The sequence below is a fragment of the Georgenia sp. AZ-5 genome, assembly GCF_043952095.1.
GTDB lineage: Bacteria > Actinomycetota > Actinomycetes > Actinomycetales > Actinomycetaceae > Georgenia.
The window spans coordinates 534735-548405 of the sequence record NZ_JBINOU010000001.1; the positions used below are offsets into that span (position 1 = coordinate 534735).

Sequence of the window (13671 nt, forward strand, 5' to 3'; positions counted from 1 at the left end):
GCGCTCGCGGGCACGCCTCTGGGTGCTCTCGCCTGAGCGGTCAGCGGCGGGCCGTCGGCGGCAGCGTGTCGAGGAACGAGCCGATCTCCTCGACCAGCTCGGCACCCGCCAGGCCGCGCTCCCACTCCGCCACCAGCTACAGCGCCCCGCCGGCCGCCGCGGTCACGCCGGCGATTCCGGCCAGGGCCTCCCGCCCTCTTTGGGTATTTCGTCCCGCACGGCCCCGGCCTCAGCCGACGACGCGACGCAGCTCCGCGCGGCAGCGCCTGTAGTACTCCACCGGGTTGCCCGCCTCGCCCTCGACCGCCAGCTCGCCCCACCGCTCCCAGGACGTGCGCCACACCGACCCGTGGTCTTCTCGAGGACGAGGCCGGGGCGCCGGCGCGCGTCCTAGCTGCGGGCGAGCGCCAGGTCCGCACCACGACGCGCCGGGAGCAGCAGCCGTGTGAGGCGGGCGAGCTCGTCGAGCATCGCGGTGGCGGACGCGCTGACGGTGTCCGTGGGCTGCAGCGAGCCCTCCTCCCCGAGGAGGTTGGCGACGAACGGGATGGTGACGGCCTCCACGGCGGGCACCATGCGCAGCGCGGCCAGCACGGGCTTGAGCTGCTGGACGGCGCGGGTGCCGGCGGCCACGCCGCCGTAGCTCACGAGGCCCGCGGGCTTGTCGGCCCACTCCTGGTGGAGGAAGTCCAGGGCGTTCTTCAGCACGGCGTTGTAACCGTGGTTGTACTCGGGGGTGACGAACAGGAACGCGTCCGCGCCGTCGACGACGGCGGACCAGTCCTTGGTGTGCTGGTGCTCGTACTGGCGCAGCTTCGGGTGGCGCGGCTCGTCCATGAACGGCAGAGCCAGCTCCGCGAGGTCCACGAACCGCACGTCGAAGCTGCCGTGAGCCTCCGCGTGCTCGCGGATCCACTCGCCGACGTGGATGCCCACCCGGCCGGGCCTGGTGCTCGCGACGACGACGAGGAGCGTGGGCAGTGAATCAGCAGGGGCAGTCATGGATGTCCTTTCGGTCGACAACGTTGAGAAAGTATTCCGGGACGCCGCGGCGTCCAGGGCCCGCCGGGAGGTCCCGGTCTGACTGCCGCGTGGTTGGGTAGAGCCCGGTCCGGCCTGGCGGAAGGCTGGGCAAAGGCTGGAGCCGTGGCGTGGCGGAGGAGATGGCACGGCCCGGTCTGGGTCGGGCCACGCCGGGCGGAGGGCGGAGGCCGAAGCCGGCGTGTCACGTCACTGGCCCGAGTGCCGAAGGAGGAACCGGCGCAAGGGGTGCCGAGGTGCCGGACGACGCTGCGTGACCGCAGTGCTACTCGGTCAGGAGGGAGCACCAGCCGTCGACCAGGAGGCCCAGCGCCGTCTCACGGTCGGCGTCCCAGCCCAGTCGCTTCCACCGCAGGGAGAGGAACTGCAGCTGCCCGAACGCCAGGGCGCACCGCGTGCGGCGGGTCGACGGCTCGAAGCGATCGGCCCGGTCGAGGCCGATGGCCATGTCCTCGATCGTCGCGTCGAACCATCCGTCCACGGCGTCCCTGACCTCGGGGTCGACGCCGGCAGCCTGCTCCCCCGCGTGCACGTACGGGAGGATCGTGGGCCACTGGTCCATCTTCCGTGACAGCCAGGCCCGGATCCCGGCACGGTCACCCGACTGCACGACCGTGGTCAGGGGCGGGTCGTCGGTGCTGGTGATGATCTCGTTGACCTCGGTCACCAGCTCGCGCATCAGGTGCGCCTTCGAGGGGAAGTGCATGTAGAACGTCGTCCGCGTCGTGCCGGCGCTGACGGCGATGTCGTCGATCGTCGTCGCCGCGTACCCCTTCGTCTCGAAGAGCTCCAGGCCCTTCTCGAGCAGCAGGCGCCGCGTCATCTGCTTCTGGGCTTCCCGGAGGCGCGTCACGCGGTCAGGCTAGTGCAAGTCCGGTGAGCGGACGGTCCACCCAAGAACCGCCGAGGCGGATGAGCTGACACCCTGCCAGCTAGCAGACGTGATGAAGTGCGATAGCCCCCCGGGGTGGCGCCCACCCGGGAGCAAAGCTCCAGAACGGCCAGCGGCTCCTCGCTTCAAGTACCGGCGCGTCACGAGCTGGTGAGTCCCCGGAGGCCGCCGGCGGATCTGCGCTCTCCGGAGTCGGCGCGACGTCAACCGGCGCAGCGGCCCATCGTGTGCCCCCGCTCAGACTTTCGGGATGGCGGCCCACTCGGGAGAGCGGCCCACTCGGGAGAGCGGCCCACTCGGGAGAGTCCTTCTTGACTTTGGCATGACAGCATGTCAACTTAGTGGGCGTGACGTAAGGAGGATCACACCCACAAGGCGGTGGACTACGGCCCGTCTGACCGACGCCAGGCTCCCCGGTGCACTGCCTTCCTTCGTTGACTGCCGCCCGCACCCTCGGCGAGGAACCGAACCAGATGTGGCCGTGCATGATCCTCCACAACGCGTGACGCCCCCGCTGGCGTGACGCTGACGAAAGGTAGCGCCAATGACGGACGCACAGACCGCCAGGGGCAAAACGGTCAACACCGTCCTCGGCCCCGTTCCCGCTGACGACCTGGGGGTCGTCTCGGTTCACGAGGCCCTGCTCTCCGTGGTTCCGGGGGCCGAGCACGCGTACGACATCACCATCGACCGCGCGGAGATCTTCGAGATCCTGGCCCAGAAGCTGACGGACTTCCGCCACCACGGCGGGAGGACGATCGTCGACAGCACCGGCATGTTCCACGGCCGCGACGTGAGGCTGTACGAGGCACTCTCGCGCTCGACCGGCGTGCACATCGTCGCCTCGACGGGCATGGGCCCCGAGGAGATGCTGGGCGGCTACTTCCTGACGCCGCAGACCAACCCGCCGACGCCGTGGCCGGCCGAGAGGTTCGCGGACCTCTTCACGAAGGAGGTCACCGAGGGCATGGTGGTCCCGCGCGTCGAGCGCCGCGCTGCCGCGGGCCTCGTGACCACCACGGCCACTCGCGGGGGCATGACCCCGACCGACGAGAGCCTGTTCCGCGGAGCGGCCCGGACCGCCCTGAACACGGGCGTCGCCGTGTCCATCCGGTACGGGAAGGATGCGCTGCACGACCTCGACGTCGTCCTGGACGAGCAGCTCCCGGCCGACCGCGTCGTCGTCGGCGGGCTCGACCGCAAGGACGCGGTCGCCGCCGGCGTGCCGCTCGAGGTCGCCCGCCGGGGCGCCTTCGTCGCCCTGGACCACGTGGGCCTGGACGACGACGACGCCCACCTCACCGACCGGGAGCGTGCCTCCCTGGTGCTCGACCTCGTCAAGGCCGGCCACGGGAACCGGATCCTGCTCTCGAGCAACGCGCTCGGCGTGGCCAAGGGCCAGCCGGACTACGACCTGCCGTTCAGCTACGTCGCCTCGACGTTCGTGCCCTTCGTGAGGTCGCTGGGACTTTCCGACGAGGAGGCCCGGCGCATCCTCGTGGACAACCCGCGGGAACTGCTGACCCTGCGCTGAGAACGCGCCCGTCGACCATTCTTTTCGAACTTAGAGGTGAGAATTTTGTCGAGAGTCAACACCGTGCTGGGGCCGATTCCAGCTGAAGAACTCGGCGTCGTAGCCATTCACGAGCACATCGGGTATGGGATGCCCGGCTCTGAGCTGGACACGAAGTGGTGGAAGACGCCCGAGGAACGGTACGAGGAGACCGTGCCGAAGCTGCGAAAGTTCCACGAGTACGGCGGCGGGACGTTCGTCGACGCCACCGGCATCTGCAACGGCCGCGACGTCGACTACTACAAGTCGCTCTCCGCGAAGACCGGGGTGCACATCATCGCCTGCACGGGCTTCGTCGGCGGCGACACCGCCCTGCCGCACTTCGCCCGGGCCACCGTCGACTACCTGGCCCGCCACTTCGTCCACGAGATCACCGTCGGCATCGGGAACACCGGCAGCCGCGCCGGTGTCATCAAGGTCGGCGTGAGCCGCGGTGGGCGCATGACGGACCTGGACAAGCGCATCTACCGCGCCGCCGCCCGCGCCGCCCTGGCGACCGGGGTGCCGGTCCTGACCCACCTGGCGATCGACGCCGAGAACGCCATCGCCATCTTCCAGGAGGAGGGCCTCCCGCTGGACCGCGTGCTGTTCGGGCACGCCGACGACGGCGTGAACGCCGAGAAGACCCGGGACACCTGGATCGCCGAGCAGGGCGGTCGTGTCGGCTTCGACACGTTCGGCTACGAGACCGAGCTCGAGGACCCGCCGTTCTGGGCCCGCCCGCGCAAGGAGCGGCTGGACCACTTCATGCGCTTCATCGACAACCACCTCGCCAAGGCGCTCGCCTCGGCCGACGCCAACTGCAGCCCCCTCGGCTGGCCGGGCGTGAAGGGCCACACCGTGAACTACATCTTCGAGGACCTCATCCCCGACCTGCGTGCGGCCGGCGTGGACGAGGCCACGATCACGAAGTTGTTCGTCGACAACCCCGCCGACTTCCTGACCATCCAGTCCTGATCGCACGCACGCGATCACCCATACCCCCGGGCGCACCGCCGCGCCCCCCTCGAAAGGCAGCTCCCGTGAACACCTCAGACCTGAAGAACGTGAACGTCGCCATCGTCGGCGCCGGGTACGGCGGCGCGGCCGCGGCGAAGGCCCTCAGCCTGCTCGGCGCGAACGTCAGTGTGTACGAGCAGGCAACCCAGACCGGCGAGGTAGGCGCCGGCATCGGCCTGCGTCCTGCCACCATGCACCGGTTCCGCCAGTGGGGCATCTTCGACGCGATCGCGGAGGTGAGCTCGCCGAGCGACTACTTCGAGATCCTCAGCGCCACCGGTGACCCGATCATGAAGGACACCTGGCCGGAGTTCGGCGAGGAGACCAAGACCTACCTGATCCACCGCGGGGACTTCATTCACGCTCTCCTGGGCGTGCTCCCCGAGGGGATGGTGCACCTTGGTCACAAGCTGGAGACCGTCGAGGACAAGGGCGACCACTCCGTCCTGACGTTCGTAGGCGGTGAGACCGTCGAGGCCGACCTGGTCGTCGGGGCCGACGGCATCAAGTCGGTGGTGCGCAAGCAGCTGTTCAGCGACAAGGGCCCGGTGTTCTCCGGTGAGCACGCCTACCGCGCGGTGATCTCGTCCGACGACGCGTACGGGATGGTCGTCGACGACAACCTCCGGATGTACATCGGCAAGGGCACGAAGGTCTACCTGCTGCCGCTTCGCCACCGCAACCAGATGTCGTTCGACATCACCGCCCTGTGCCCGGACAGCACCTGGGCGCCCAAGATCACGAAGGACGACCTCCTGAAGACCGTGGAGGGCTTCGACGAGCGGATCGTCAACATCGCGCGCAACCTCGACATGGACACCGTCAACGTCCGCGCCGTCTACGACATCGACCCGGTCGACACGTGGCACTCGGACTCCGTCGTCCTCCTGGGCGACGCGGCCCACTCGATGCTGCACCACCAGGGCCAGGGCGCGAACTCGGCCATCGAGGACGCCGGCGCCCTCGCCGACGCCCTCGCGCAGGCCGGGTCCGTCAAGGACGCGCTGGCGTCCTACCAGGCGACCCGCAAGCCGGTGACCGACGAGCTGCAGCGCATCTCGCGCCAGGGCTGGACCGAGGACGAGCTCAACGACGTCTTCCCCGGTCAGAAGCCCCGAGCCCAGCAGGAGGCCTGACGCCATGGCGCTGCACCCCGAGATCGCCAAGATCGTCGCCAACCTGCCGGCGCCGCCCCCGGGTCCGATCGACCCGGCGGTCCTGCGCGCCGGCGAGGAGGCGATGGTTCCCCCGCCGGAGGAGCGGCTGCCGCTCCTCGCGGTCGAGGACCTGACCGCGCAGACTCCGGCGGGTGAGGTGCCCGTGCGCATCTACACCCCGGTCCAGGCCGACTCGTACGGCCTGCTCGTGTACTTCCACGGCGGCGCGTTCTTCCTCGGCAGCCTGGACACGCACGACCACGTCGCGCGGTCGCTGGCCAAGGAGACCGGGCTCAAGGTCGTCTCGGTCGGCTACCGCCGGGCACCTGAGGCGGCCTTCCCGGCCGGTCTCGAGGACTGCTACGGCGTGGTCCGCTGGGCCGCGGAGAACGGCGACAGCCTGGGGTGGGACGCCTCGACCCTGGCGATCGCCGGCGACAGCTCGGGCGGCACCTTCGCCGCCGCCGTCGCCGCGATGGCCCACGACGAGGGGTTCGACCGCATCACCCACCAGGTGTTGTTCTACCCGTCGCTGGACCTCGACTTCGACGTCGACCGCTACGCCTCCCTGCGGGAGAACGCGCAGGGGTACGGCCTCGAGACGGCCGGGCTCAAGCCCTTCAACGCCTTCTACATCGACAGCGGGGCGGACCCGGCGGACCCGCGCGTCTCCCCCATCAAGCGCGAGGACCTCTCCGGCCTGCCGCCGGCCCTCATCGTCACGGCGGAGCACGACCCGCTGCGCGACGAGGGCGAGCTGTACGGCCGGCGGCTGCGCGAGGCGGGAGTGGACGCGACGGTCAGCCGGTACGCGGGCGCCAACCACGGGTTCGTGCAGAACTTCTCCTGGATCCCGGACTACTACCGGACCTTCGAGGACACCGCCGCGTTCCTCGGCCGGCGTTGACCTGCCGGGCCCCGGCCCACGTGAGAAGAGAGCCATGACGCACCACGTACCTGTCCACCCCCTGGTGTCCCCGTGGGGCCGTTTCGGGCTGTACAGCTTCTTCATCGACGCTCCCGAGCCCGCAATCGTCGACACCGGGATCGCCTCCTCCCCCGCGGAGGGCATGGCTCCCGCGCTGGAGGCCCTCGGCCGCCGCATCGAGGACGTCCGGTGGATCCTGCTGACCCACGGCCACATCGACCACCTCGGCGGGGCGCACGCCCTGTGGGAGCTGACGGGCCGGCGCGCGCAGGTCGTGATCCACGAGGCGGACGCGCACCTGCTGCGGTCGCGGCGCGCGCACGTCCAGCAGTACCTGGACGTGCGCCAGCGGTACCTGCACGACCCGGAGGGCGAGGCCAAGCAGACCGCGACGGCCGCGCAGGTCATCTCCGGGGAGATGGAACCGACCGTGCTCGTCCGTGGCGGCGAGACGTTCTCCCTGGGAGGCGGCGTCACGGTGTCGGTGCACGCCATCCCGGGCCACACGGCCGGGTCCGTCGCCTACGTCATCGACGGCCAGGACGACGTGTTCGTCGGTGACGCCGTGCAGGTCCACGGCGCCGCGAACGGCTTCCCCGGCTTCGAGGACCCGAGCTCCTACCGGGCGAGCCTGGCGCACCTGCGCGACCTGCGTCCGCGGCACCTGTACCTGGGCCACCCGTACCGCCGCCCGGACGGGGTCCCGTACGGCGTCGAGCTCGACCGCGAGCAGGCGCAGGAGGCCCTCGAGCACAGCCTGGACATCGAGGCACGGGTCGCCGACGCCGCCCACCGGTACCTGCAGGAGGGGCTGCAGGAGACCGACTCGGCCTACTCACCCTTCGCCCGTGTCGCCGAGGAGCTCGGCTACCAGGGCGACCCCACGCTCGAGCCGTCGCCGTTCTTCACGACGCTGCACGGCTACCGCGAGCAGCTCGCCGAGAAGCTGTGAAGAACGACAAGGAGCCAAGCGTTCATGGTTGAGATCCACGTTGACATCCAACGACTGCGGGCCGGTAGGCAGACGATCGCCGTCCGCAAGGATCTGCGGGTCCCGATGCGCGACGGCGTCGCGCTGGCCGCCGACGTCTACCACGGCGTCGAGGAAAGGCCGCGCCCGGCGCTGGTGGCCCTGAGCCCGTACGGCAAGGAGCTGCAGGCCCTCGCGCTGACCACCCCGCCCCAGCGACGGCCCTCCCCGATGTGGGACGGCTGCATCGAGGCCGGGGACATCGCGCGCGTGGTCGCCGAGGACTACGCCCACGTCATCGGTGACCTCCGCGGCTCCGGCGACTCCGAGGGCGAGCACATCGGCAACTACAACGCCGGCGGCGTGCCACTGGGCCAGGACGCCTACGACTTCATCGAGTGGGTCGCCGAGCAGCCGTGGTGCGACGGCAACGTCGGCATGATCGGCATCTCGTACTTCGGCTCGATGCAGATCTTCGCCGCCGCCGAGCGTCCGCCGCACCTCAAGGCGATCTTCATCTCCGGCGGTCACTACGACTTCTACGAGACCACCTACCACGGCGGTGTCATGTGGTTCATGCCGCGCGCCGCCCGCGAGGGACGCGGTGGCGACTCCGGCTGGGCGTTCACGGACCGCATCAAGTCCCGCATGCTGGAGACGTTCTCCCCGGAGGAGATCAAGGAGCGCGTCGCCGAGCGCCTGCAGGACCCGGACGTGGCCGCGTGGCCGAACCTGGTCCACCTGCTTCACTACCCGAAGCACCACGAGGCGTGGTTCGACATCGTCATGAACGAGCTGGACGGGCAGTGGTACGAGGAGCGCAACCCGGTCAACCTCGCCAGGAACATCGAGATCCCGGTCTATCTCCAGATCGACCAGGGACGCGGCTGGACCGTGGACGGCCACATCGAGCTGTTCAACGTGCTGAAGGGTCCCAAGAAGCTGGACATCGGCTCCTACCCTCCGATGCAGTCGCGCCCCTGGGTCGAGGAGCACGACAAGATGTTCCGCTGGTACGAGTACTGGCTCAAGGGCGTCGACAACGGCGTCATGGACGAGCCGGCCGTGAGCGTCTTCGTGGAGGGCTCGCGCGAGGTGGTCACCGCGGAGCAGTGGCCGCCGAAGGACATCGAGTACACGTCGCTGTACCTGCGCCCGCGCCACAAGCTCTCCTCGGAGCCCGAGCCGATGGGCCCCGAGCACGCCGCCCCGGACGGCTTCTACCAGGCGCCGCTGACGGTGACCGACAAGGTGGAGATCCTGAGCTGGAGCACCGAGCCGTTCGAAGAGCCCACGGAGCTGATCGGCACCGGTGCCGCGCACCTGTTCGCAGAGATCGACGCCGAGGACACCAACTTCATCATGCGGCTGTGGGACGCCGCCCCGAACGGGACCCGGCAGCTGATCACCACCGGCTTCCTCAAGGCCTCGCACCGCGAGCTGGACGACCGCACGACCGAGGGCAACCCGTACCACCCGCACACCCGTGCCGTGCCGGTGGAGCCGGGGAAGATCGAGGAGTACGTGCTGCGCCTCTACCCGTTCGCGAACACGTTCAGGCCGGGGCACCGCCTGGTGGTGGAGCTGTCCAACGACGAGCCGCTGGCCGACGCCCACAACTCGCTGCTACCGCCGGACGCCTTCCACCTGCCGGTGGGCCGGCCCGTCACCCACAAGATCTACCGCGACGCCGCCCACCCGTCCCGGCTCGTGCTGCCGTTCACGATGCGCAAGGCGGCGGAGAAGAAGTAGCCTCGTCGACTGCCTGGCGCCATGAGAATGGCAAGGACCACCGGCCGTGACGTCGAGGATGCCCCTGAACGTCACGGCCGGAGGTTGTCCAGCGCAGACGTAAGGAAGCAAGGCCATGACCATGACCTTCGACCACACGACGCTGGGCCAGCGGGTGCTGTTCGGCGCCGGGAGGGGCGCCGAGCACCTCGCCGCGGAGGTGCGGCGGCGGGGCGCGCGCCGGGTGATGGTGGTGACCCCCGAGCGGGAGCGGGCCGTCGCCGAGCAGGTGTGTGGCGACATCGAGCCGGCGGTCTGGTTCGACGACGTGGTCCGGCACGTGCCGGTGGAGAAGGCCGAGGCCGCCCGTGCGGTGGCCGCCGCGCACGGGGTCGACCTTCTCGTCTGCGTGGGCGGCGGCTCGACCACCGGCCTGGCCAAGGCGGTCGCGCTGACCACCGGCATCCCGATCGTCGCGGTGCCGACTACCTACGCCGGGTCGGAGGCCACGAACGTGTGGGGGATGACGGAGCATCGGACCAAGACCACCGGCGTGGACGACCGGGTCCTGCCGACCACGGTCATCTACGACGCGACCCTGACGCTCTCGCTGCCGGTGGGTCTGTCCGTGGCGTCCGGCCTGAACGGCCTGGCGCACTGCGTGGACTCCCTGTGGGCGCCGCGGGCGGACCCGATCAACCAGGCGCTGGCGCTCGAGGGGACCCGCGCTCTGGCGCTGGCCCTGCCCGGGATCGTCCGTGACCCGAAGGACCTTTTCGCGCGGGAGCAGGCGCTGTACGGCTGCTACCTCGCCGCGGTGGCCTTCGCCTCCGCCGGGTCAGGCCTGCACCACAAGATCTGCCACGTCCTCGGCGGTACCTTCGACCTCCCGCACGCCGAGACCCACGCCACCGTGCTGCCCTACGTCCTGGCGCTGAACGCCCCCGCCGTCCCCGAGCTCGCCGGCCGGCTGGCCGCGGCGCTGGGCGCCGCCGTGGAGCCGGGGGCGGACCCGGCCGCCGCGGCCGTGGCCGCGCTCAACCACCTGCGCGAGGTGCTCGACGCCCCGCGCCGCCTGGCCGACCACGGGCTGACCGCGGGCGACCTCCCGGAGGCCGTGGCCCGGGTGCTCAAGGCCGCCCCGCCGTCCAACCCCGTGCCGGTCACCGAGGCCAACGTCACCACCCTGCTGACCGACGCCCTCACCGGCGCCACCCCCACCCCCACTGCCGGGCTGCAGGGGGGTGCGCTGAGCCGCCACCTCACCGGGGAGGAGCACCGCTGGGCCAGCGGATCGCGCCACAACTGGGGCGCGTGGGACATCGCGGCGAACGGCGACCTGCGCGGACGCCGCTGCCCGCAGTCACTCCAGCACCAGTTGTGGCGCGATCCGGGTGCCCGCGCCGCGCACGCCCTGCCCCCGCGGCCGTCACGCCCAGCGCGCGCAGTGCGTCGTAGCCGGGCGCTGCCAGGCGCCGTCCCACCCTGCCCCGTCGAGCGGTGCCACCGACTTCGCGGGCAGCCGTCGCAGCGAACTTCCCGCCCAGGACAACTTCTCTCGACATACAACCTGCACGTGACTCATCCGTGACGCCAAGCCACTAGACGCGTTGTCAAGTGACTGCTACAACTGTCCCGAACGAGAAGCGCGTCACTCGACGAAGAGCCGCGCCTCGTTCGGCCACACAAGGAGGTGCGTGCTGTTGCTGTTCCCCCCACGACCCAGGCGCGGCGGTCGATCGGCCGCGACACGCGCCCGTGCCGGAGGCGTGCGATGAGCGCCCCGCGTCTCGAGGTGCGCGACCTGTCCAAGACCTTCGCGGGGGTGACGGTGCTGGACCGAGCGTCCATGAGCATCGCCCCGGGTGAGATCCACGCGCTGGTCGGGCAGAACGGCTCCGGGAAGTCGACGCTGATCAAGCTCATCAGCGGCGTCTACCGGGCCGACCCGGGCGGCGACGTGCTGGTCGACGGGGCCCGGGTGGGACCGCCGGTCCATCCCGGCCAGCTGCACCAGCAGGGCCTGGCCTTCGTGCACCAGGACCTCGGCCTCGTGGCCGATCTCAGCGTGCGGGAGAACGTCCGCGTCGGGCGGCACGCGACCCGCCGGATCTCGCGCTGGATCGACAAGGCCCGAGACCGCGACGCCGTCCGCCAGACCTTCGACTTCCTCGGCATCCAGATCGACCCGGAGGCCAAGGTCGCGTCCCTGACGCCGAGCGAGCGCGTGGCCGTCGCGGTGGCCCGGGCCCTGCAGGACCGGGCCGAGGGCTCGGGCATCGTCGTCTTCGACGAGTCCTCCCGGGCGATCCCGCGCGAGGCGCTGCCGGCGTTCTACGAGATGATCCGGCTCCTCGCGGACCAGGGCACGTCCGTCCTCCTGGTCAGCCACAACCTCAAGGAGGTCCTGGCGGTCACCGACCGCGTCACCGTCCTGCGCAACGGCCGCGTCGTCGAGACCGGCGTCCCGACCGCCGACCTGGACGAGGCGGCGCTGACCCGGCTCCTGCTTGGCCGCGAGGGAGCGCTGGACAACCTCGTCGAGGCGCGGCCGCCCAAGCTTGCGCCCGGCGAGATCGAGATCCAGGGTGTCTCGGGCGGGCGTTTGGAGAACTTCACGGCCCGGCTCTCCCGCGGCGAGGTCGTCGGGGTGACGGGGGCAGTGGACTCGGGCCTGCTCGACGTCTCCGCGCTGCTCGGCGGTGCCCGGCCGGGGGAGGGGCGCATCGCGGTCGACGGCGCCGCCCTCGACCTTTCCCGGGCGCGCGTGAGCGACTTCCTGAACGCCGGCGTCGCCCTCATCCCACAGGACCGCGCCGGTCAGGGCCTGGCGCTGGCGCTGACCGTCGAGGAGAACATCACCGCCCCGCACCTCACCACCCGCGGGTCCCCATGGTGGACGGGCCGTCGGTGGCGTCACACCGAGACCGACAGCGTCCTCGACACCTTCGGCGTCCTGCCCCGCAAGCGGGACGCCGTCGTCGCGACCCTCAGCGGCGGCAACCAGCAGAAGGTCCTGATGGGCAAGTGGCTCCTCGGCGGGCCCAAGCTGCTCATCCTCGACGACCCCACCCAGGCGGTGGACGTCGGCGCCCGCGCCGCCATCCTCGAGGCGACTCGGAAGGCGGCCCACCAGGGCACGGCGATCCTGCTGTGCTCGGCCGAGGTCGACGACCTCGCCGCCGTGTGCGACCGGGTCCTCGTCCTCGTCGACGGGGTCGTCGCGCGGGAGCTCACCGGCCCGCTCACCCCCGAGGCGGTCCTCAACGCCATCTTCACCCCCGTCGCAGGAGGCGCGGCATGACCACGACATCGACTTCCCCCACGTCGGAGCGCGCCGGAGTCCCGCATCGGGGTTCGCGCTCGGGCGCCGCACCGGGCCTGCTGCAGCGCACGGGGCGCGTGGTGCTCCAGCGTTACGGGCTCGTCCTCATCTGGCTGGCGATGGTCGGCCTGTTCACCGTGCTGCTGCCCGGCGAGGTCAGCGGCGCCGAGGCGCTTCGGGCCGTGCTCGGCTCGCAGACCCCGCTGGTCTTCCTCGGGCTGGCGCTCGTGTGCACGATGGCCGTCGGGGAGTTCGACCTCTCCTTCGCGTCGATCTTCGGCCTGGCCGCAACGACGGTCCCCGCGCTCGTCATGCTGCACGGCTGGTCGTTCCCGGCCGCGGCCGCGGCGGCGATCGTGATCGCCGGGGTGATCGGGGCGATCAACGCCGTCCTCGTGGTTCTCGTGGGCATCAACTCTGTCATCGTCACGCTCGGCATCGGCAGCGTGGCGGGCGGCGGCGCCTACTTCATCTCCAAGGAGACCTCGGTCAGCGGCATGGACGCGGCGCTGTCGGCCATCGCCCTCGACCGGTTCCTCGGCCTGCCGCTGATCTTCTGGTACGGCGCGATCCTCGTGGCGGCGTTCGCCTACATGATGGGCGCCACCCCGCTGGGCCGGCACATCCTCTTCGTCGGCTCCAACCGGGAGGTGGCTCGGCTGGCCGGCATCCCGGTCACCAAGGTCCGCGTGGGCGCCTACATGACGTCGGCGCTGATCTGCGGGGTGGGTGGCGTCGTCATCGCCGCCGGGCTGGGCGGCTTCGACCCGGCGACGGCGGAGACGAACCTCATGCCGACGTTCGCCAGCGTGTTCCTCGGCACTGTTGCCGTGGTGCCCGGCCGGTTCAACCCGGTGGGGATGTTCATCGCCGTGTACTTCCTCCTCACGGGCGTCTTCGGCCTCCAGCTCCTCGGCATGGCCGGCTGGGTCACCAACGTCTTCTACGGCATCGCGCTGGTCGTCGCCGTCACCGTGTCCTTCCTCCTCCAGCGACGCGTGCGCGGCTGACCGCCACCCGCTGGCCCCTCCATCAATTCCTCCAACGAGAACGGA

At 70.8% G+C, this 13671-nt stretch carries 10 protein-coding genes and 1 pseudogene; 9 read left to right on the forward strand and 2 right to left on the reverse strand.

Translation table 11 applies throughout. The annotated features are described in order from the left end of the window. Window positions 1-390: 390 nt before the first annotated feature. Window positions 391-1002 carry an NADPH-dependent FMN reductase gene (locus tag ACF0H8_RS02530; protein ID WP_395287422.1) on the reverse strand — a complete coding sequence of 204 codons (612 nt, stop codon included), beginning with the start codon at window positions 1000-1002 and terminating at the stop codon, window positions 391-393. A gap of 304 nt (window positions 1003-1306) precedes the next feature. Further along, window positions 1307-1894, reverse strand: a complete 588-nt coding sequence (locus ACF0H8_RS02535) for a TetR/AcrR family transcriptional regulator (RefSeq protein WP_395287423.1) — start codon at window positions 1892-1894, stop codon at window positions 1307-1309. A gap of 583 nt (window positions 1895-2477) precedes the next feature. On the opposite strand from ACF0H8_RS02535, the gene ACF0H8_RS02540 reads away from it, so the two are divergent. The 9 genes and pseudogenes from ACF0H8_RS02540 (at window position 2478) to ACF0H8_RS02580 (ending at window position 13626) form a co-directional block, all read left to right on the forward strand. Further along, window positions 2478-3467, forward strand: a complete 990-nt coding sequence (locus ACF0H8_RS02540) for a phosphotriesterase (protein WP_395287424.1) — start codon at window positions 2478-2480, stop codon at window positions 3465-3467. A 63-nt stretch (window positions 3468-3530) separates the two neighbouring features. Further along, on the forward strand, window positions 3531-4463 hold the full coding sequence (locus ACF0H8_RS02545) for a phosphotriesterase (protein ID WP_395290795.1): 933 nt from the start codon (window positions 3531-3533) through the stop codon (window positions 4461-4463). A 65-nt stretch (window positions 4464-4528) separates the two neighbouring features. Next, on the forward strand, window positions 4529-5641 hold the full coding sequence (locus ACF0H8_RS02550) for an FAD-dependent oxidoreductase (RefSeq protein ID WP_395287425.1): 1113 nt from the start codon (window positions 4529-4531) through the stop codon (window positions 5639-5641). A 4-nt stretch (window positions 5642-5645) separates the two neighbouring features. Next, window positions 5646-6569, forward strand: coding sequence for an alpha/beta hydrolase (locus tag ACF0H8_RS02555; RefSeq protein WP_395287426.1), 924 nt, complete (start codon window positions 5646-5648; stop codon window positions 6567-6569). Window positions 6570-6603: 34 nt separating this feature from the next. Then, complete coding sequence (locus ACF0H8_RS02560) at window positions 6604-7542, forward strand: MBL fold metallo-hydrolase (protein ID WP_395287427.1); 939 nt, start codon at window positions 6604-6606, stop codon at window positions 7540-7542. A 24-nt stretch (window positions 7543-7566) separates the two neighbouring features. Next, window positions 7567-9312: a CocE/NonD family hydrolase gene (locus ACF0H8_RS02565; RefSeq protein ID WP_395287428.1), complete on the forward strand. Its 1746-nt coding sequence runs from the start codon at window positions 7567-7569 to the stop codon at window positions 9310-9312. A gap of 115 nt (window positions 9313-9427) precedes the next feature. Then, window positions 9428-10510: pseudogene (locus tag ACF0H8_RS02570) on the forward strand (maleylacetate reductase); the annotation flags it as partial. 555 nt (window positions 10511-11065) lie between these two features. Then, on the forward strand, window positions 11066-12595 hold the full coding sequence (locus ACF0H8_RS02575; RefSeq protein ID WP_395287429.1) for a sugar ABC transporter ATP-binding protein: 1530 nt from the start codon (window positions 11066-11068) through the stop codon (window positions 12593-12595). Continuing rightward, window positions 12592-13626, forward strand: a complete 1035-nt coding sequence (locus tag ACF0H8_RS02580) for an ABC transporter permease (protein ID WP_395287430.1) — start codon at window positions 12592-12594, stop codon at window positions 13624-13626. Before ACF0H8_RS02575 ends, ACF0H8_RS02580 begins: the two co-directional genes overlap by 4 nt. Window positions 13627-13671: the final 45 nt, after the last annotated feature.